This window comes from Streptococcus infantis (assembly GCF_964243025.1).
In the GTDB taxonomy this organism is placed as follows: domain Bacteria; phylum Bacillota; class Bacilli; order Lactobacillales; family Streptococcaceae; genus Streptococcus; species Streptococcus infantis_N.
The window spans coordinates 181164-200299 of sequence record NZ_CAXTDJ010000003.1; the positions used below are offsets into that span (position 1 = coordinate 181164).

The 19136-nt window shown below is 41.9% G+C and carries 17 protein-coding genes; 4 read left to right on the forward strand and 13 right to left on the reverse strand.

Annotated features, from left to right (window positions below):
• Positions 1-166 precede the first annotated feature (166 nt).
• The 4 genes from ACESNQ_RS04790 to ACESNQ_RS04805 all read right to left on the reverse strand — a co-directional run bounded on the left by ACESNQ_RS04790 (position 167) and on the right by ACESNQ_RS04805 (position 4962).
• A complete protein-coding gene (locus ACESNQ_RS04790) occupies positions 167-781 on the reverse strand; it encodes an HAD family hydrolase (RefSeq protein WP_373075401.1) in 615 nt (204 codons plus the stop codon).
• Between the two features lie 3 nt (positions 782-784).
• Complete coding sequence (locus ACESNQ_RS04795; protein ID WP_373075403.1) at positions 785-2065, reverse strand: MATE family efflux transporter; 1281 nt, start codon at positions 2063-2065, stop codon at positions 785-787.
• A 60-nt stretch (positions 2066-2125) separates the two neighbouring features.
• On the reverse strand, positions 2126-3610 hold the full coding sequence (gene thrC, locus ACESNQ_RS04800; protein ID WP_373075405.1) for a threonine synthase: 1485 nt from the start codon (positions 3608-3610) through the stop codon (positions 2126-2128).
• Positions 3611-3684: 74 nt separating this feature from the next.
• A complete protein-coding gene (locus tag ACESNQ_RS04805; protein WP_373075407.1) occupies positions 3685-4962 on the reverse strand; it encodes a glutamate-cysteine ligase family protein in 1278 nt (425 codons plus the stop codon).
• A gap of 319 nt (positions 4963-5281) precedes the next feature.
• Here ACESNQ_RS04805 and ACESNQ_RS04810 point away from each other — a divergent pair, with 319 nt between their 5' ends.
• Genes ACESNQ_RS04810 through ACESNQ_RS04820 form a run of 3 tightly spaced genes read left to right on the forward strand, consistent with a single transcriptional unit; the run spans position 5282 to position 8039 of the window.
• On the forward strand, positions 5282-6271 hold the full coding sequence (locus ACESNQ_RS04810; protein ID WP_373075409.1) for a PTS sugar transporter subunit IIB: 990 nt from the start codon (positions 5282-5284) through the stop codon (positions 6269-6271).
• Between the two features lie 29 nt (positions 6272-6300).
• Positions 6301-7113: a PTS mannose/fructose/sorbose transporter subunit IIC gene (locus ACESNQ_RS04815; RefSeq protein ID WP_004250648.1), complete on the forward strand. Its 813-nt coding sequence runs from the start codon at positions 6301-6303 to the stop codon at positions 7111-7113.
• Between the two features lie 14 nt (positions 7114-7127).
• Positions 7128-8039, forward strand: coding sequence for a PTS system mannose/fructose/sorbose family transporter subunit IID (locus ACESNQ_RS04820; protein ID WP_373075412.1), 912 nt, complete (start codon positions 7128-7130; stop codon positions 8037-8039).
• Positions 8040-8103: 64 nt separating this feature from the next.
• Here the strand turns inward: ACESNQ_RS04820 and pepC are convergent, their stop codons facing one another.
• The 9 genes from pepC to leuS form a co-directional block, all read right to left on the reverse strand.
• Positions 8104-9438 carry an aminopeptidase C gene (pepC, locus tag ACESNQ_RS04825; protein ID WP_303943291.1) on the reverse strand — a complete coding sequence of 445 codons (1335 nt, stop codon included), beginning with the start codon at positions 9436-9438 and terminating at the stop codon, positions 8104-8106.
• A 107-nt stretch (positions 9439-9545) separates the two neighbouring features.
• On the reverse strand, positions 9546-10268 hold the full coding sequence (locus ACESNQ_RS04830) for a pseudouridine synthase (RefSeq protein WP_373075414.1): 723 nt from the start codon (positions 10266-10268) through the stop codon (positions 9546-9548).
• A gap of 165 nt (positions 10269-10433) precedes the next feature.
• Complete coding sequence (locus tag ACESNQ_RS04835) at positions 10434-11006, reverse strand: nucleotidyltransferase family protein (RefSeq protein ID WP_373075416.1); 573 nt, start codon at positions 11004-11006, stop codon at positions 10434-10436.
• Complete coding sequence (gene ruvB, locus ACESNQ_RS04840; protein ID WP_006151318.1) at positions 10987-11985, reverse strand: Holliday junction branch migration DNA helicase RuvB; 999 nt, start codon at positions 11983-11985, stop codon at positions 10987-10989. Before ruvB ends, ACESNQ_RS04835 begins: the two co-directional genes overlap by 20 nt.
• Positions 11986-12150: 165 nt before the next feature.
• Positions 12151-13005, reverse strand: a complete 855-nt coding sequence (locus ACESNQ_RS04845; RefSeq protein WP_373075418.1) for an ABC transporter permease — start codon at positions 13003-13005, stop codon at positions 12151-12153.
• Entirely contained in the window at positions 13005-13871 is an 867-nt protein-coding gene (locus ACESNQ_RS04850; protein WP_373075420.1) for an ABC transporter ATP-binding protein, read from the reverse strand. Before ACESNQ_RS04850 ends, ACESNQ_RS04845 begins: the two co-directional genes overlap by 1 nt.
• A gap of 280 nt (positions 13872-14151) precedes the next feature.
• Entirely contained in the window at positions 14152-14568 is a 417-nt protein-coding gene (locus ACESNQ_RS04855; protein WP_373075422.1) for a GNAT family N-acetyltransferase, read from the reverse strand.
• Positions 14569-14579: 11 nt separating this feature from the next.
• On the reverse strand, positions 14580-15272 hold the full coding sequence (locus ACESNQ_RS04860; RefSeq protein ID WP_373075424.1) for a GNAT family N-acetyltransferase: 693 nt from the start codon (positions 15270-15272) through the stop codon (positions 14580-14582).
• 111 nt (positions 15273-15383) lie between these two features.
• Positions 15384-17885: a leucine--tRNA ligase gene (leuS, locus tag ACESNQ_RS04865; RefSeq protein WP_373075426.1), complete on the reverse strand. Its 2502-nt coding sequence runs from the start codon at positions 17883-17885 to the stop codon at positions 15384-15386.
• 230 nt (positions 17886-18115) lie between these two features.
• Here leuS and ACESNQ_RS04870 point away from each other — a divergent pair, with 230 nt between their 5' ends.
• On the forward strand, positions 18116-19132 hold the full coding sequence (locus ACESNQ_RS04870) for an NAD(P)H-dependent glycerol-3-phosphate dehydrogenase (protein WP_373075428.1): 1017 nt from the start codon (positions 18116-18118) through the stop codon (positions 19130-19132).
• Positions 19133-19136 lie beyond the last annotated feature (4 nt).

Genomic DNA, 19136 nt, shown 5'->3' on the forward strand with positions numbered 1-19136 from the left:
TCCTTTTCAAATGTAGTACCTTTCTATCATAACATAAAGAAAAAAGAAAAAAAGCCCTTTAGGGGCTATTTAATAAAACTGTCTAAGCTCTGTAACAAACCACATTAATTGAAATAGTTTGTATGATTTTTGTCACAAAGCTGACATATTCTCTTTCATAAAATTTTCAAAAAAAGAGCGAAGGAATATCCGCTAAACAAGAAATCTGATGATTGCAATCCACCGGAGTTCCAAGGAAATTGATACTCTGAATGCTACTATTCTGAGCAAATTCGATATCCAAAGTACGGTCCCCTATATAAAAGGTGCGCTCTGGTTTTAAATGGTATTTGCTGATAAGGTAGGTCGCTGCTTCTGGACTTGGTTTACGAGCAAAACCGCTCTGGCTTGTCAAAATTTCTGTGAAATAAACATCCAATCCCAAATCTCGTAAAATAGTCAAGGCATTATCGCCTTTGTGGGTGTAGACAAATTGCTGAATTCCTTGTTGATTTGCCCAGGCTAAAATCTCGCGCGCCCCCGGCATCAAGATGACCTGGGCATTCTTTTCAGCCAAGCTCTGAGCACGAACTTGATTGAGCTTATCAACATCCAAGCCTCTTTCTTCTGCCACTTGCACTAGTAAATTCTGGACAGAGTATTTCAAGATAAAAGCTCGAACTTTTTCCTTGTCAAAAGGAATGGAAAACTGTGCATAGGTCTCCTCAATTCCTGACAAAATAGCTTCATAGGAGTCCAATAAGGTCCCATCCAAATCCCAAATAAAAGACGTTTCTTGCATTTTTTATCCTTTCAATGTCATATAAGATTTGTAATGACAGCGTAGGAAAATCCAACGGAAACCATTATCCAAAAGCGTTCCAGCCCAGATACCAGGCAAACCCCATCCAAGAACAATTCCCATCAGATAACCAGTCCCAATACGGATGCACCACATTCCGATACTTGTCGCATAAAAGGGAAGTCGAGCATTTCCCAAACCTTGCCAGACAGCTGTATAAATGACCGTTCCCGTTGTCATAGGAGTCCCTAAAAGTGAAAAAAGAGTCACTAAAACACTGGCTTTGATAGCCACAGGATCGTTGGTGTAGAGATAGCTTAGTGGTGTCCCGAGAGCATAGATACTAAGTGTTAAAGGCAACATGAGAAAGAAAGACAACCAAAAAGTTTGCTTACTTAGTCTGTCCACCCTTGCCCAATCATTCTCCCCTACTGCTCGAGCTATCTGCATGACTGTTGCTGTTGCAACACCAAAAGCAGGCATGTAGTTGAACTGAGTCAAGACTTCACCGATAGCATTTCCCGCTACTGCCTCCGTCCCAAAGGAAACAACCAAGGCAATAATGACTACATCCCCAGCCCTCATCATGAGACGTTCTCCCGCTGCAGGTAACGCCAAGGTCAGCAGGTCTTTATCCAGTCCAAACGTCGGTCTCATATATGGAAGTTTTAATTGTGACCACAAAATTACAACCCCGATTAAACGAGACAAAATAGTCCCCCAAGCTACACCAGCTATCCCCATATCAAGGATAAAAATGGCGACACTTGAAAAAACAATATTTAAAGCATTGGATAAAAAACTAACATAAAGCGGAAGTCTAGGATTGTGGGTAGCGCGAATCAAGGCTCCTAGACTAGTCATCAAGCCCAGGAGAACGATTGTCCCACCAACTAAAGATAGGTATAAGCCACCACTTTCAGCCACAGCCTGTTCAGTACCCAAAAGACCAATCATCTCTTGACCTGCAAAGATGGACAAGCCACCTAAAATTAAACTCAATAGCAAGGTTATCTTGAGAGCTTCTGTCACATGGTAGGCTAGTCTAGACTGATCTTTCTGTCCCACACTTTTTGAAATGACACTAGAAATTGCTGCTCCCAAGGCAATAAAAATAGCCTGATAAATGGTGATTATATTTCCAGCTACAGACACACCCGAAATGGCGATCAACCCCAGATTAGCTACCAAGTAGCTATCTACCATCCCCATGAGCATCTGCAAGAAATTTTCACCCATGGCAGGTAAAGCTATGTTGAGAATATCCTTATTTTTCTTAAACAATCCTTCCTCCTGATGAAAAGAAACTCAGTTAGTTTCCCAACCGAGTTTACTTCCTCTCTTTTAAAGTCCTAAATAAGATTCTACTGCTTCCTGCATATCTGCCGCTGCAACAGTTGTCTTGTGACGAACTGGAGCTGTTTCGAGACCATCAACTGCTGGTGGCACTGCCACTCCTGAAATTTCGTGCAACTGAGCCAAAGCTTCAAAGTCGGTCAAGCCTGATTTCCCTGTTACAGCTTCTACTGCAACTACTGGGAATTTATATGGACTAGCTGTTGAAGCAATCACGGTCTTAGCCGCATCGCCTGTCGCTGCTTGGTATTTTTTATATACGGCCGAAGCAACTGCTGTATGAGGGTCTTCAATATAAGCATTTGCCTCATAAACACGCTTAATTTCTGCTGCGGTTTCTGCTTCTGTCGCATACTCAGCTGCAAAAAGACCAAGGATTTCTGCATCAAAATCAGCCAACTCATACTGACCTTGAGTGTTCAAAGCATTCATAAGTTCAGCTGTCTTAACCGCATCATTTCCCAAAAGATGGAAAATCAAACGCTCCAAGTTTGAAGACACTAAGATATCCATAGATGGACTAGTGGTCACTTTAAACTCACGCTTCTTGTCATAGACACGAGTTTTAAAGAAATCTGTCAAAACATTGTTGTCATTTGAAGCACAGATCAATTTACCGACTGGTAGGCCGATTTGTTTGGCGTAAAAGGCTGCCAAGATATTTCCAAAGTTTCCTGTCGGTACGGTGAAGTTAACCTTATCACCAGCCTTAATCTCGCCAGTTTTAACAAGCTGAGCGTAGGCATACACATAATAGACAATCTGTGGTACCAAACGACCGATATTCATAGAGTTAGCTGATGAGAACTGGAGCTTGTTGGCTGCCAATTTCTCACGAAGAGCCACATCGTTGAACATATGTTTCACATTAGTCTGAGCATCGTCAAAGTTTCCATCAATGGCGATAACATGAGTGTTTTCGCCCGTTTGAGTAGTCATTTGCAACTCTTGGACCTTGCTGACACCGTCTTTTGGATAAAAGACGATGATTTCAGTTCCTGGGACATCCGCGAATCCTGCCATAGCAGCTTTACCAGTGTCTCCAGACGTCGCTGTCAAGATGACAATCTTGTTTTCCAAGCCATGTTTCTTAGCAGCTGTTGTCATAAAGTATGGCAAGATGGACAAGGCCATATCTTTAAAGGCAATGGTTGAACCGTGGAAAAGTTCCAAGTTGTATTGACCATCAAGTTTTACAAGAGGGGCAATTGCTGGTGTATCAAACTTGCTGTCATAGGCGTTGGTGATACAGTAGTCCAACTCTTCTGCTGTAAAGTCATCCAAGAAAGCTGACAAGACAAGCTTGGCCACTTCTTGATAAGAAGCGTCTTTTAATGTGTCAAAAACCAAGTCCACCTTTGGATAGCTTACTGGAGTGAACAAGCCTCCATCCGTTGCCAAACCTTGCAAAATCGCCTGACTGGCTGTTACTGTATTTTTCGCATCACGCGTTGATTGATAAACTAATGTCATAAATCTCTATCCTTTATCTATAGTCTCATCCATTATAACATGATTTTTCAGAAAATTCTTCCTTTATAATAAAATTATAGAGTCAATTCTTCTTTTAAAGGTTCTAAATAAGTCATTTCTCTCTGACCTCTACTCTCAAGTCCTTGCTCTGCTATAGCCAGCAAGTCTTTGGAGAACTGGACAACACCAGCTTTTTCCTCATTTGTGAGTTGTTTCTTAGAAAACTGTCGTCTCAAAGACTTGTAGTCACGGCCAAAGTTCTCAAAGAAAGGAGCAGTTTCTAGATAAGCTTCAAGCTTGTCTAGATTTACCAACAAACCTAGATGAAAGGCTGCTGAAGCAAAGGTACGGTCTAGCGGTTGCGTACAAACACTACGGAATTCAATCGTCCCTCGAGTTGTTAAGTCTTGATATTGGTAGCTACGGTGCGTTTGAAAATCCTTCTCTTGAGGGACAAGCAGAGTCTCTTTCCCATTTAGAGTATATGCATGAATCTCATCAGTAGCTAGGTAATCTCTAGATTGAATCGGAGAAAAATAGTAGGTTTTCCCATCTCGTTCTGCTGTAAAAATCGCAGAGCGGTCTAGATAATCAAAGAAATCATCCTCATCTTTGAAGAGTTTTGCATTGACACCGACATTCTCTGGATAAATTCCATGCATGGATTCTTCCCAAAAGAGATCTCGTGAAATCTGGGTGTCCCAGTCTGCTCCAGAAAACTCAGAATTGGCAAATAAGTAAGCTTTTGCTGCTTCAATCTGAGTGAAAGCATTAATGACACGTAGGTAGTTAGCAGTCGATACATCCAACTGAACTTGACTCCCGCAGATGAAGGCTCCGTATTGCGGAAAGTCATGTAAATGCGCACTTTCTTGGTGACTCCCCATACTCAGATAATCCATCAGCATCTGATAGCGTGGATAAGCGACAGGTCTATTATCATTGCTATCCCAGTTCGGGTGAATCCCCCAACCTTGAATAGCATGATCCTTTTCTCCTAGCTTCTCCTGAATTACTTCCATATAGGCTCTAAATCGCTCTTCCACTTCCTGAATACTCTTTGCCTTCCCAAAAGCAAACTCCAAGGTCGTGTAGGAAACCTCAAACAGAATTCGATCTTGACTCTTCGGTTCTACAAGTTGAATCGGATTGCCCTCCTGGTCTACCTTTTCAACTTCCAGACTGAGAGCATCCACCAAAAAGCGCAACAAGTCCTTGCTGACTTCAATATCTGTAGGTTGGCCTTTCGTATGAACGATAGGAAACTCCAACTCAATACCGATGTAGAGATCTGGATTTTCTTTGATATTTTTTAAATAGCGGTCTTTTAATAACTGAATTGAAGGGGACATACATACCTCTCACTCTAACTTCTCATACTAGAAAATAAATTACTCTCTATTATACCAAAAATCGGAGATAATCTTGTAGAAAACAAACTTTTTACAAAATAAGGGCAGATTTGGAATTTATATTAAATTTTACATGTTTGCTTTTAAAATCTCTTCTAAAAATGTTGATATATCAATATCTTTAAAAATCATTACTCCTATAATTTTTGTATAATTTAATTTAATTTGTTGATTTTTTTATGAAAACGGTTTATACTTAGTTAGTCTTAAAGTTTTCTTAAACTACAAGTCAAACATTTTATAAGGAGGAATGACAATAATGAGTATCGGAATCATTATTGCGAGTCACGGTGAATTTGCCGCGGGTATTCATCAGTCAGGATCTATGATCTTTGGTGAACAAGAAAAGATTCAAGTTGTAACCTTTATGCCAAACGAAGGTCCAGATGATTTATACGCAAAATTCAACAATGCTGTGGCTGCATTTGACGCAGAAGATGAGGTTCTAGTCTTGGCTGACCTTTGGAGTGGTTCTCCATTTAACCAAGCTAGCCGCGTAATGGGAGAAAATCCTGAGCGTAAATTTGCCATCATCACAGGACTTAACTTGCCGATGTTAATCCAAGCCTATACTGAACGCCTGATGGACGCTAATGCCGGAGTGGCTAAAGTTGCTGCAAACATCATTAAAGAATCCAAGGATGGCATCAAGGCTCTTCCAGAAGAGCTCAATCCAGCTGAGGAAGTTGCAAGTGCTGCAGCTGCTCCAGTTGCCCAAGCTGCTATTCCAGAAGGAACTGTTATCGGAGACGGTAAATTGAAAATCAACCTTGCACGTCTTGACACACGTCTCCTTCACGGTCAGGTTGCCACTGCTTGGACTCCAGATTCAAAAGCAGATCGTATCATCGTTGCTTCAGATAATGTTGCTAAAGATGACCTTCGTAAAGAATTGATCAAACAAGCAGCTCCAAACGGAGTGAAGGCTAACGTTGTTCCAATCCAAAAATTGATTGAGGTTGCAAAAGACCCTCGTTTTGGTAACACACACGCCCTTATCTTGTTTGAAACACCTCAAGATGCCCTCCGTGCTATCGAAGGCGGTGTACCAATCAAAACTCTTAACGTAGGATCTATGGCTCACTCAACTGGTAAAACAATGGTCAACAACGTATTGTCAATGGACAAAGAAGACGTTGCTACATTTGAAAAAATGCGTGACCTTGGTGTTGAATTTGACGTACGTAAAGTACCAAACGACACGAAAAAAGATTTGTTTGACTTGATTAGCAAAGCTAACGTTCAATAATTTATATTAAATAGAAAAGGAATAAAACCATGTCAGATATTTCAATCATTTCTGCTATCTTGGTTGTAGTTGTTGCCTTCTTCGCAGGTCTTGAAGGTATCCTCGACCAATTCCAATTCCATCAACCAATCGTAGCATGTACCCTTATCGGGCTTGTAACTGGTAACCTCGAAGCTGGGGTTATGCTTGGTGGATCACTTCAAATGATTGCCCTTGGTTGGGCTAACATCGGAGCTGCCGTAGCTCCTGACGCTGCTCTTGCTTCTGTTGCTGCTGCAATCATCATGATTAAAGGTGGTAACTTTACTACTGAAGGGATTGCAGTCGCAACTGCAACTGCAATCCCTCTTGCCGTAGCTGGACTTTTCTTGACTATGATTGTTCGTACAATCTCAGTTGGTTTGGTTCACACTGCTGACGCTGCTGCTAAAGAAGGAAACATTGCAGCTGTTGAACGCGCTCACTACTTTGCCCTTGTTCTTCAAGGTCTTCGTATCGCGATTCCTGCAGCCTTCCTTATTGCTATCCCTGCTTCTGCTGTTCAAGATGCTCTTAAATTAATGCCAGACTGGTTGAACGGTGGTATGGCTGTCGGTGGTGCCATGGTCGTTGCCGTTGGTTACGCTTTGGTTATCAACATGATGGCTACTCGTGAAGTATGGCCATTCTTTGCTATCGGTTTTGCTCTTGCAGCAATTTCTCAATTGACTTTGATTGCCCTTGGTGTCATCGGTGTTGCCCTTGCCTTCATCTACCTCAACCTTTCTAAACAAGGTGGAAACGGTGGCGGAGGAGCTGCAACTTCTAACGATCCAATCGGTGATATCCTAGAAGACTACTAGAAAGGGGAACAATCATGGCTGAAAAAATTCAATTATCAAAATCAGATCGCCAAAAAGTTTGGTGGCGTTCACAATTCCTTCAAGGTTCATGGAACTACGAACGTATGCAAAACTTGGGTTGGGCTTACTCTTTGATCCCAGCTATCAAGAAACTTTACACTAAAAAAGAAGACCAAGCTGCTGCTCTTGAGCGCCACCTTGAGTTCTTCAACACTCACCCATACGTAGCTGCTCCAATCATGGGGGTTACTCTTGCACTTGAAGAAGAACGCGCTAACGGTACTGAAATCGATGACGCTGCTATCCAAGGTGTTAAAATCGGTATGATGGGACCTCTTGCTGGTATCGGTGACCCAGTCTTCTGGTTTACAGTTCGTCCGATCCTTGGTGCCCTTGGTGCATCACTTGCTGCAACTGGTAATATCGTTGGACCACTTCTCTTCTTCTTTGGATGGAATGCAATCCGTATGTCTTTCCTATGGTACACACAAGAGTTTGGTTACAAGGCTGGATCTGAAATCACTAAAGACATGTCAGGTGGTATCTTGAAAGACATCACTAAAGGAGCTTCTATCCTTGGTATGTTTATCCTTGCCGTTCTTGTACAACGTTGGGTATCCATCAACTTCACTATCAACCTTCCAGGTAAACAATTGTCAGAAGGTGCTTACATCGTCTTCCCAGAAGGTCCTGTTACAGGTGGTGAATTGAAGGGAATCCTCGGCCAAGCACTTAGCGGTTTGAGTTTGGATAGCGTTCAACCACAAACGCTTCAAGGTCAGTTGAACTCATTGATCCCAGGATTGATGGGACTTCTCCTTACTTTCCTTTGCATGTGGTTGCTTAAGAAAAAAGTATCTCCAATCACAATCATCCTTGCACTCTTTGCAGTTGGTATCGCAGCTCGTTACTTCGGTATCATGTAATCTCGGTGAGAATATACAAACAAAAAAAGAATCAGGTTTATTACCTGATTCTTTTTATCTTTAATTATTCTGCCAAGGCACCCATTGGATCCCAAGGTGCTAACACGATTGGTTCTGCTTCATAAGCAGCTCGTTCTTCTGCTGTCAGCAATTCTTTACGTACAACGATTTGGTAAGTGTATTCGTCCATCCAAGCATCTGAGGCAACAAAGTAACCATCTGTACCGACCTTGTCTCCCCATGAGTTTTCAACTTTCCACTTAGTTGATTTACCATTTTCATCCAAATCAACACCTGTCAAGACCATAGCGTGGGTCATCAAGCTTTCGCTGTAGTCCAAACGTCCAGCCTTGTCTTGAGTGAGTTGAATGTCCATACTTGATTCAAAGTCATAAACATCTGTCGCAAGGATTCCTGCTTTACGGTTGCTGAGCTGGCCGACATCTGAACCAAACCAGACAGTTTCACCTGTTTGCATTTGGGCAATGGCCAATTCTTTCAAGCGTTCCATCGGTACGTTGATGTAGCGAACCGCACGGCTTCCAACGACATTTCCCAACATCTCAACTGTATATGATTTACCGTATGGTTTATCAGCAGTTGGAGCATTGATTACAGAAACATAGTCTTCTAGTGGAAGGTCGACATATTTCTTGTAAAACTCTTGTGGAGTGATACCTTTTTCGCTTTGGTAGTTGTTATCCTTATCGCGATAAGCAAAGTCAAATTGACGTGGTGGGAGACCTAGTGACATGGCAAGGAAATTAAAGATTTCTTGCAAGAGGTCTTCTTTCTTGGCTTGAACAGTCGCTTGGTCTGCGCCAGAAGCCAAGAGGTCACGCAAGATTTGAGCATCTTGACGAAGCAATTTGTTAAGGATGGCATTGAGCTCACGGCTGCTGCTAGATGATACAGACTCTGGATAAACAGACTTAGGAACGACACCGTATTTTTCAAAAAGAGCCACAACCATATCCCATTGTCCACCATCTTGTTGTGGAGTTTGGAGTAGGAAGCTAACCTTGCGGCTAGTCAATTCTTGGTCAGCAGTCGCAATCACTTGCTCCAAGAACCAGTTAGATTTTTCATACTTGTCCCAGAAGAAGGTGTGGGCTTGTGACAATTCAAAGTTTTCAAGTTTGTATTGAGAGATGAGTTTGTGGCGGAAAGTATTAAGTGCCGCAAACATCCAGCAACGACCAGATGCTTTCTGGTTAGTGACCTTGTCCTTAGTCAAGTCAAGTGAGAAAACAGGTGTGTTGTCTACATGGCTTTGACGACGCTCAAGGGCTGCAAAAATTCCATTGTGGCTAGCTGCATTTTCGATAGCTTGGTATTTTACATTTGCTTCATAGTTGGCAAATAATTTATCTGTAAATGATTCTTGAATCGCGTTCATAAAATCCTCCTTTTTTCTTACTGTCTATTATAACTCTTTTCACAAAGGAAGCAACCAAAAACTGAAAAAGGCAGGGATATTCTCCCTTCCTTTTCCGATTATCCAGTCTATTGAACACTTTCAAGCAAGCCTTCTAGTTCTTCCTTGCTTAAGCGACGCCATTCTCCACGTTTTAAATTCTCATCCAAGATCAAAGTTCCCATGGTTAAACGTTGCAAGTCCACAACTTCCTTGCCACAGTAGGCCACCATCCGTTTGACCTGGTGGAATTTCCCTTCTGCAATGGTCACTCGGACCAGGCTTTCTTCCTTTTCCCTATCAATAGACACAAGCTCCAGCTTGGCAGGCTGACAAGTAAAGTCCTTGAGCGGAATTCCTTGCGCAAATGTCTCAACATCTGCATCTGTCATCACTCCATTGATCTGCGCTAGATAGGTTTTATCCACATGATGTTTTGGTGAAAGAAGAGCATGAGCCAGCTTGCCATCATTGGTCAAGAGCAAGAGTCCATGCGTATCGATGTCCAAGCGCCCTACCGGGAAAACTTCCTTGGCACGTGCATAGTCATCCATTAAATCCAAGACTGTCTTGTGTTTAGGATCTTCAGTCGCTGAGATAACGCCCTGGGGCTTGTTCATCATATAGTAAACAAACTCCTCGTAGTCTAGCTTTTGTCCGTCAAAACAAATCTCGTCTGTCTCTTCATCAATTTGTAGCTTGGCAGATTTTTCTTTCTTGCCATTGACCGTCACGCGCCCAGCCTTGAGAAGGTTTTTGACCTCAGTCCGACTCCCAACAGCACAGGCTACTAAAAATTTATCTAATCTCATAGGGCTATTATATCATGAAAAAGCATAGACTTAGAATAAAAAAAGCCGCCTGATTGGGCGACTTAATTTTTTTATAGGGAGATTATTATGAAAAAGTTTTAGGAGTATAAGTTAAGGTCTTCTTAACTTATGAGATAAGTATACAGCTCCTATCTTAAAGTTTCCTTAAGTATTTTTAAATGTGAGATTTTTCCATTTTACTTGCCAGTTTTTCTTAGATAAACGCTGTTGATAAAGCTTCATTCGGTCTTGATTTTCTAAGAAATGGGGAGTTGGAGAAACCTGAAAGTTCAAAATATCCTCTAAACCATAAGGAGCAAAGAGCTCTAAAGTTGCGTCAGCTTGCAAGCGAAGACCTATCGCCGTACAACGTTCGGGATATTTACTCATAGCGTCACAGGAATTCACATACGGTTCCGTATGGGGACTATGCTGATGCATATAGACTTGATTTTTCAACTCCCACTGATACTGGGGGAAGTCCTCTCTCAACTTGTTTTCTATTGCCAGCGTTTCTTCATAACTCACCTCTGGGTCAAAGAAAATCACATCCACATCCGTTTCACGGTCAAAGGCTGGTTTCTCTGACAAAAGATTCCAGATAAAATTTCGAACCGAACCAGCTGCTAACCAGGAATCTTTCAACTCCAAGTCACGGATGATGGTCAAAATAGCCATCATGTCAGGATTTTCTCTAAAAGAGTCTAAGATTTCAGTCTCATTTTTCAATATATTCATACCCCAAATGCTCATAAGCCTTGGCTGTCGCAACTCGTCCTGAACGAGTTCGCATGATAAATCCTTTCTGGATCAGGTAAGGTTCATACATATCCTCTACTGTCTCACGCTCTTCGGCGATATTAACCGAAAGAGTTCCTAGACCGACAGGGCCGCCACCGTACATCTCAATCATGGTGCGAAGGATTTTCTGGTCTACATAGTCCAAACCTTCATGGTCTACATCCAGCATAGTCAAGGCCTTATCCGTAATGACATCATCAATCAAGCCATCGCCCATAATCTGGGCAAAGTCACGCACGCGCTTGAGGAGACGATTGGCGATACGAGGAGTTCCACGACTGCGTAAAGCTAACTCTGAAGCAGCCTCATGGGTGATTTCCATCTCAAAGATATCTGCCGTCCGCTCGACAATCTCTGTCAAGTCATCATGGGTATAGTATTCCATATGGCCTGTAATTCCAAAACGGGCACGAAGAGGATTGGACAGCATCCCTGCTCGAGTTGTTGCCCCAATCAAGGTAAAAGGTGGCAAGTCTAGATGGACACTACGGCTAGCTTCTCCTGCACCAATCATGATGTCAATGTAGAAGTCTTCCATAGCACTGTAAAGGACCTCTTCTACAGACATGGGTAAGCGATGAATCTCGTCAATAAAAAGAACATCTCCTGGCTCCAAGTCATTCAAAATTGCTACCAAATCACCGGCTTTTTCGATAACGGGACCAGACGTCTGCTTGAGATTAACTCCCAATTCATTGGCAATGACAAAAGCCATGGTTGTTTTCCCGAGACCTGGAGGGCCAAATAAAAGAACATGATCCAGCGCCTCATCACGCATTTTTGCTGCCTCGATAAAGATTTGAAGCTGATCCTTGACCTTGTCCTGACCGATATATTCACGTAAATATTGGGGACGGAGGGTACGCTCTACCAACTCCTCATCACCCATGATTTCATTATCTAAAATTCTACTCATGTTCCTATTATAGCAAAAATCCAGCCCACAAACAAAAAAGCCACCTGATTTGGTGGCTTCTTTAGGGAGATTATTATGAAAAAGAAAAGTTAGGATTTCTATTAAATAAAGTTAGGAGGTCTTTACTTAATGGTTACATGATACATGAGTAAACTTAAAGTTAACTTAACCTATAATTTTTATTTTTTTGCTAGAGATTTTAACTACTACCAGCCAAAGCAGAAAAGTTAGGAGACAGATACTCACCACTATTAAGTATGTTTCTTCCTTTGTTAAAAGGTTCTGCCAATTAAGCCGGATTCCTAATTTTTCTTGAAACTCTTCTAATAAGCTACTATTCCCCATAAATGTAGTTTCTAATTGCTCCTTCATTAAGACCTGTCTATAGAGAGAAGCAAGATAGGTAGCCGGTGTGCACTTCATGAGAACTTGAGCGAAGTTAGGAAGAATTCCCATTGGTACATAAGTTCCTACTAAAAATCCTGAAGCTGTACCTACAATGGTAGCCAATTTACCCAGACTATCTACTGACTGGAAATGGTAAATCAAGAGTGCATTTACCAATGTTGAAAGGAGACTACTTAGCAGCATGATTAAACTTATTTCAAATAGCTTACTCATAGCTGGAATTTCTTGAAAATAAAGGCTCATAACAATAAGCATAAAGGCTTGCATAACAAAGGAAATGATAAGGCTACTAATAAGATAAGACAGTTGCAAGCCCCAGCTCCCTAAATCTGTCAAAAAGAGATCCTGATCCACTTGATTTTCACGGTCTTGTACCATCTGGGTCAAAGCTGTAAAACTGGTTGTAATCCCAGTCACAGCCAAAGTTCCACCCATCAGCCAGTTATTTAAAAGGCTCTTATTATCAGGAAGTTGGGACCAGGCATCCATCAAATTTTTCTGCAAAAAAATGATATAGAGTAGAAAGGAAATCAAAGCTCCCAGTAATGAGAAAAAGACTCCTGAACGATTTCGAAAATACAACAAAAAATCACGTTTTAATAAGGCTAACATTAGCGCACCTCTCTTCCTGTAAGGGCTATGAAGGCATCATCCATAGTTCCTGGACGAAACTCAAAAGAATCAATTTCTTCTCGAACTTTTGCCAAATATTCAATGGCTTCCTGTGATGTCCTTGGATAAAAAAGATATTCCAACTCATTTTCTTCCTCTACTGTCATTCCAGTCTGTAGCAGCTTTTCTAAATCCTTCATTTCCTTAAAACGAATTTTTAGAATATTAGATGCATACTGACTTTTAATAGCAGTCGCAGAACCTTGCGCAATCACTTTCCCATGATCAACGATATAGATCTGATCCGCTTCATCTGCTTCATCCAGATAATGAGTCGTTAAGATAATAGTCATCCCTCCATCTCTTTGTAGACGATACAATAAATCCCAAATGGATTTGCGAGTCTGAATATCTAGTCCAGTCGTAGGCTCATCTAGAAATAAAATATCGGGATTGGATAGGAGAGCTCGAGCAATGTCAACTCGACGTTTCTGTCCTCCTGATAAAGTTCCATAAAGTTGTTTCTGAAAAGCAGTCAACCCTAGTTGATTGATTAAATCTTCCACACGACCACCTTTAATCTCCTTATACTGCTGGGCACGAATGGCTAGGTTTTCTTTGACCGTCAACTTTTCATCCAATACACTTGCTTGAAAAACAACTCCAATCCGAGTATTGGGCGCATAGATGATTTGACCATTAGTTGCTCGTTTAAGTCCGATTAACATTGAAATCGTGGTCGATTTGCCAGCCCCATTAGGTCCTAAGATTGCGTTAAAACTTCCTTTTTTAAACTCTAAATTTATATCTTTTACTGCTGTATGGTCTCCATAGTTCTTAGTGAGGCCTTTTGCTTGTAAAATCATATTTCCTTCCCCCTTTTTACACCTTCAGTTTAACAAAAAGGAAAAAGAAAAAATATAGTTTGGTGCTATGTGGTCGAAATGGATGATTATGTGGTCAATTCTACCTTAAAACTTCTGCATTTGAACATAAAAAAAGCCACCTGATTTGGTGGCTTCTTTAGGGAGATTATTATGAAAAAGAAAAGTTAGGATTTCTATTAAATAAAGTTAGGAGGTCTTTACTTAACGATTACATGATACATGAGTAAACTTAAAGTTAACTTAAGATAAAAAAATTATTTTATTTTTTTCGATCCACCCAAATCATTCCTATACAATCATAAGTAGATAAGGTTTCAAACCCCAGAGAACGGTAAAAACCCAAGGTTTTTTCTGTCTGTTCAGTCGCTAGTTGTATTTGGTAGGCATCCTTATAGTCAGCTAAGGCTTCTTTCATCAAGTTACTACCAATTCCTTGGCGCTGATAGCTAGGCAAAACAATCAAATCCTGGACAAAAACGGATGAAAAACCATCTCCAACTAGACGCACTAAACCAATAATTTCCTCATCATCACGAGCAACATAAATAGCCAATGAGTGAGCTAAAGATTGCTCCAGCATCTCTGGTTGATGGGTATAGTTTGTCCAACCAACTGCCTGATAGAGATGCAAAACGTCATTAATTGAAACAGATCTTTCTTTTGTAATCTTAATCATAGCAAACCTTTCTAACATTCTCGTAGAGATTTCAACTGATGGCCTTCTTCATCAAAATTTTCAGATTTTAACCACGCTTCAAAACGTGCTTTAACCTTTGGCCAGTCCTTATCGATCATAGACAACCAATCCGTATCTCTGGTGCGACCTTTATAGATAACAGCTTGGCGGAAGGTTCCCTCATAGACAAAGCCCAAACGTTCTGCTGCTTTTCTAGATGGAAGATTGAGGGCGTCGCACTTCCACTCATAGCGGCGATAGTTGAGTTCTTCAAAAACATAACGAGCTAGCAAATAGTGAGCTTCTGTTCCCAACCTGGTCTGTTTGAGAGCCGGAGAAAAGGTCACCGCGCCAACTTCAATCACGCGATTAGCTTGGTCAATGCGCATGAGCGAAAAAGTACCCAGTGCTTTACCAGTCACTTTATCGATAATCGTATAATAGAAGCGATCCTTGCGCTCAATCATCTGCTTCAAAGCTACGATTAATTCTTCGAGATTCTCTACTGGTGGTTGAAAGAGATAGGTCCACATGTCACGAGGGCTATCTGGGCCATAGACAGCCAGCAAATCCTTCGCGTGCTTTTCTACTGACAGAGCCTCAATAATCGTATACTGCCCTTCTATCCGTACAAGTGAAGGCAAAACTCCAGGTGTATCATCTACAGGTTCACCAATCATCTGACCGTATTCATTTACTGGCATTGTTTTCTCCTTGTCTCATACTTATAAGTTTAAAGATGTGAATAGTATATCACATCTCACAGGCAATCTACAAAAAATCCTCCAGAACTTAGCTCTGAAGGACTTTTAAATTTATTTCGTTACGATATTTACAAGCTTGTTAGGTACACTAATCACTTTCACGATGTCTTTGCCATCAATTTCTGCTTTGACTTTTTCGTCAGCCAGAGCAATTTCTTGCAATTCTTCGCGTGAAAGGTCTTTAGCGACCATGAGTTTAGCACGGACTTTTCCTTTGATTTGAACGACGATTTCGATTTCGTCTTCAACCAATTTGCTTTCGTCCCATGTTGGCCAAGCTATATAAGAGATAGACTCACCTGTTGCTGCCACTGTTTGCCAGAGCTCTTCTGCCAAATGAGGCGCAAATGGGGCAATCAATTGGATAAAGCCTTTGGCGTAATCCACGTAGAGTTTGTCTTCCTTGTTAGCTGCATTGACAAAGACCATGAGCTGGGCAATGGCTGTGTTGAATTTCATGAACTCGATTTGCTCTGTGACAGCCTTAACGGTTTCGTTATAAACCTTGTCTAGAGCACCATTGTTTTCCGCAACGATTTCTTTACTTGTAATCAAACGGTACACACGGTCAAGGAACTTACGACTTCCTTCCAGACCTTCTTCTGACCAAGCGATCGAAGCATCGAGTGGTCCCATAAACATTTCATAAACACGAAGGGTATCAGCACCGTATTGTTCCACCACATCGTCTGGATTGACAACGTTCTTGAGGGATTTCGACATCTTAGCTGGTGCTTGCTCCAATTCTTCTCCTGTTTCCACGTGGAAGAAGGAACCATCACGTTTTTCAACCTTGTCAGTCGCCACAAGAGCCCCACGGTGGTCACGGTAGCTTGTTCCCAAAATCATTCCTTGGTTAAAGAGTTTTTGGAATGGTTCTTTGGTTGGAACGACACCGATATCATAGAGGAATTTATGCCAGAAACGAGCGTAGAGTAAGTGAAGAACAGCGTGTTCTGCACCACCCACGTAGATATCCACTGGCAACCATTGCTTGAGGAGGTCCTCATCAGCCAATTTCTCTGTGTTGTGTGGGTCGATATAGCGAAGGTAGTACCAGCTTGAACCAGCCCATTGTGGCATAGTGTTGGTTTCACGACGACCTTTAACACCATCTTCACGAGTCACTTCTAGCCAGTCTGTCAAGTTAGCTAGTGGACTTTCACCAGTACCTGAAGGGCGGATGTCCTTGGTTACTGGCAAGACAAGTGGCAATTCACTTTCTGGAACGGCTGTCGAAGTTCCATCTTCCCAATGAATGATTGGGATTGGTTCACCCCAGTAACGTTGACGGCTAAAGAGCCAGTCACGGAGACGGTAGGTAACTTTCTCTTGACCACAACCTTTTTCTTCCAACCAAGCTACAATCTTGGCAATAGCATCTTCTTTGTTGAGACCGTTCAAGAAGTCAGAGTTGACGTGAAGACCATCTTCAGTATAGGCAGCTTCTGCTACATTTCCACCTTCCAGCACTTCTACGATTGGAAGACCAAACTGGTTAGCAAATTCCCAGTCACGCTCATCATGGGCAGGTACGGCCATAACGGCACCTGTTCCATAGCTAGACAAAACGTAGTCGGCAATCCAGATTGGAATTTCTTTACCGTTAACAGGGTTGATAGCATAAGCACCAGTCCAAACCCCTGTCTTTTCCTTGGCAAGGTCTGTACGAGCCAAGTCTGATTTCAAGCTAGCTTGGTGTTTGTATTCAGCAACAGCCTCAGCTTGTTCCGCACTTACGATAGCATCTACTAGTTCATGCTCAGGCGCCAAAACAGTGAAGGTCGCCCCGAAAAGGGTATCTGGACGTGTCGTAAAGACGGTGAATTCCTTGTCAGTCCCTTTCACTTTAAAGGTGACATTTGCACCCGTTGATTTCCCAATCCAGTTGCGTTGCATGTCCTTGATAGACTCTGGCCAGTCCAGGTCATCCAAGTCATTGAGCAAGCGCTCTGCATAGGCAGTGATTTTGAGCATCCATTGTCGCATTGGTTTGCGGACAACTGGATAGCCACCACGCTCAGATGTTCCATCTGGAAGAACTTCTTCGTTGGCAATGGCTGTTCCCAATTCTTCCACCCAGTTTACTGGCACTTCAGCTTCATAAGCCAAGCCTTTTTCGTAAAGCTTGGTGAAGATCCATTGTGTCCATTTGTAATAGTTTGGATCTGTTGTATTTACCTCACGGTCCCAGTCGTAAGAGAATCCAAGCGCATTGATTTGGCGTTTGAAGTTGGCAATGTTTTCCGCTGTGAATTCTGCTGGGTCATTCCCTGTATCCATAGCGTATTGCTCTGCAGGCAAGCCAAAGGCATCCCAACCCATTGGGTGAAGGACGTTGTAGCCTTGGGCACGTTTGTAACGGCTGAGGATATCGGTCGCTGTATAGCCTTCTGGGTGTCCTACGTGAAGACCCGCTCCAGATGGGTAAGGGAACATGTCGAGTGCATAAAACTTAGGTTTTAAGGCATCTGTTCCTGTCTTAAAGGTGTGATGGTCAGCCCAGTGTTTCTGCCACTTAGGCTCGATTTCTTTGTGATTGTAAAAACTCATGCTGTCTCTCCAATTTTCGTGATGCTCCTATTATACCATTTTTAGGGGAAATATTGTTCCTCTTTTCGTGTTTTTTATCGTTTTAACCTTTAAATACTAGACATTTTTACTGATAGTTTCTCCAATTTATAGAATTTACCATTCAATTAATGCTTCATAAATAATATAGATGCAAGATAGGGCTTTTTATGGTAGAATATAGGAAAGTGCTTTCTCAGAAGGAGGGAAAAATGAACAAACAAACCATCGCTGTTTTAGGGCCTGGTTCTTGGGGTACTGCTCTGTCACAAGTTTTAAATGACAATGGACATGAAGTACGTATCTGGGGAAATATTCCTGACCAAATTGACGAAATCAATACACAACATACCAACAAACGCTATTTTAAGGATACTGTATTAGACGAAAAGATTGTTGCCTATCATGATTTGGCAGAAGTCTTGAAGGGCGTTGACGCTGTCTTGTTCGTAGTTCCAACTAAGGTGACAAGATTGGTAGCTCAACAGGTAGCTGCTGTTCTTGAGCATAAAGTGGTTATTATGCATGCTTCAAAAGGTCTCGAGCCAAATAGTCACAAACGTCTTTCAACCATTCTTGAAGAAGAAATCCCTGAAGAGTTCCGTAGTGAAATTGTGGTTGTATCTGGTCCTAGTCACGCAGAAGAAACAATCGTCCGCGACATCACCTTGATTACTGCTGCTTCTAAAGATTTACAAACAGCTCAGTATGTTCAGACACTCTTTAGTAACCACTACTTCCGTCTTTACACCAATACAGATGTGATTGGAGTGGAAACGGCTGGTGCTCTAAAAAATATCATCGCGGTTGGTGCAGGAGCCCTTCATGGACTTGGATTTGGAGATAATGCAAAAGCAGCTATTATCACGCGCGGGCTTGCAGAAATCACTCGTTTAGGAGTCAAGCTTGGAGCAAATCCATTAACTTACAGTGGTCTTTCTGGAGTTGGGGATTTAATCGTTACAGGAACTTCTGTCCACTCACGTAACTGGCGAGCAGGTGATGCTCTTGGGCGTGGTGAAGCCTTGGCAGATATCGAAGCCAACATGGGAATGGTCATCGAAGGAATTTCAACAACCAAAGCTGCTTACGAATTGGCGCAAGAGCTTGGAGTCTATATGCCTATTACCCAGGCTATTTACCAAGTTATTTATGAAAATGTTAATATTAAGGATGCTGTTTCTGAACTCATGAGTAACGAGTTCAAGGCAGAAAACGAGTGGTCATAATCAC

Coding starts and splice junctions, on each gene's coding strand:
- ACESNQ_RS04790 (WP_373075401.1), bottom strand. CDS start 781: ATGCAAGAAACGTCTTTTATTTGGGATTTGGATGGGACCTTATTGGAC.
- thrC (WP_373075405.1), bottom strand. CDS start 3,610: ATGACATTAGTTTATCAATCAACGCGTGATGCGAAAAATACAGTAACA.
- ACESNQ_RS04805 (WP_373075407.1), bottom strand. CDS start 4,962: ATGTCCCCTTCAATTCAGTTATTAAAAGACCGCTATTTAAAAAATATC.
- ACESNQ_RS04810 (WP_373075409.1), top strand. CDS start 5,282: ATGAGTATCGGAATCATTATTGCGAGTCACGGTGAATTTGCCGCGGGT.
- ACESNQ_RS04815 (WP_004250648.1), top strand. CDS start 6,301: ATGTCAGATATTTCAATCATTTCTGCTATCTTGGTTGTAGTTGTTGCC.
- ACESNQ_RS04820 (WP_373075412.1), top strand. CDS start 7,128: ATGGCTGAAAAAATTCAATTATCAAAATCAGATCGCCAAAAAGTTTGG.
- pepC (WP_303943291.1), bottom strand. CDS start 9,438: ATGAACGCGATTCAAGAATCATTTACAGATAAATTATTTGCCAACTAT.
- ACESNQ_RS04830 (WP_373075414.1), bottom strand. CDS start 10,268: ATGAGATTAGATAAATTTTTAGTAGCCTGTGCTGTTGGGAGTCGGACT.
- ACESNQ_RS04835 (WP_373075416.1), bottom strand. CDS start 11,006: ATGAATATATTGAAAAATGAGACTGAAATCTTAGACTCTTTTAGAGAA.
- ruvB (WP_006151318.1), bottom strand. CDS start 11,985: ATGAGTAGAATTTTAGATAATGAAATCATGGGTGATGAGGAGTTGGTA.
- ACESNQ_RS04845 (WP_373075418.1), bottom strand. CDS start 13,005: ATGTTAGCCTTATTAAAACGTGATTTTTTGTTGTATTTTCGAAATCGT.
- ACESNQ_RS04850 (WP_373075420.1), bottom strand. CDS start 13,871: ATGATTTTACAAGCAAAAGGCCTCACTAAGAACTATGGAGACCATACA.
- ACESNQ_RS04855 (WP_373075422.1), bottom strand. CDS start 14,568: ATGATTAAGATTACAAAAGAAAGATCTGTTTCAATTAATGACGTTTTG.
- ACESNQ_RS04860 (WP_373075424.1), bottom strand. CDS start 15,272: ATGCCAGTAAATGAATACGGTCAGATGATTGGTGAACCTGTAGATGAT.
- leuS (WP_373075426.1), bottom strand. CDS start 17,885: ATGAGTTTTTACAATCACAAAGAAATCGAGCCTAAGTGGCAGAAACAC.
- ACESNQ_RS04870 (WP_373075428.1), top strand. CDS start 18,116: ATGAACAAACAAACCATCGCTGTTTTAGGGCCTGGTTCTTGGGGTACT.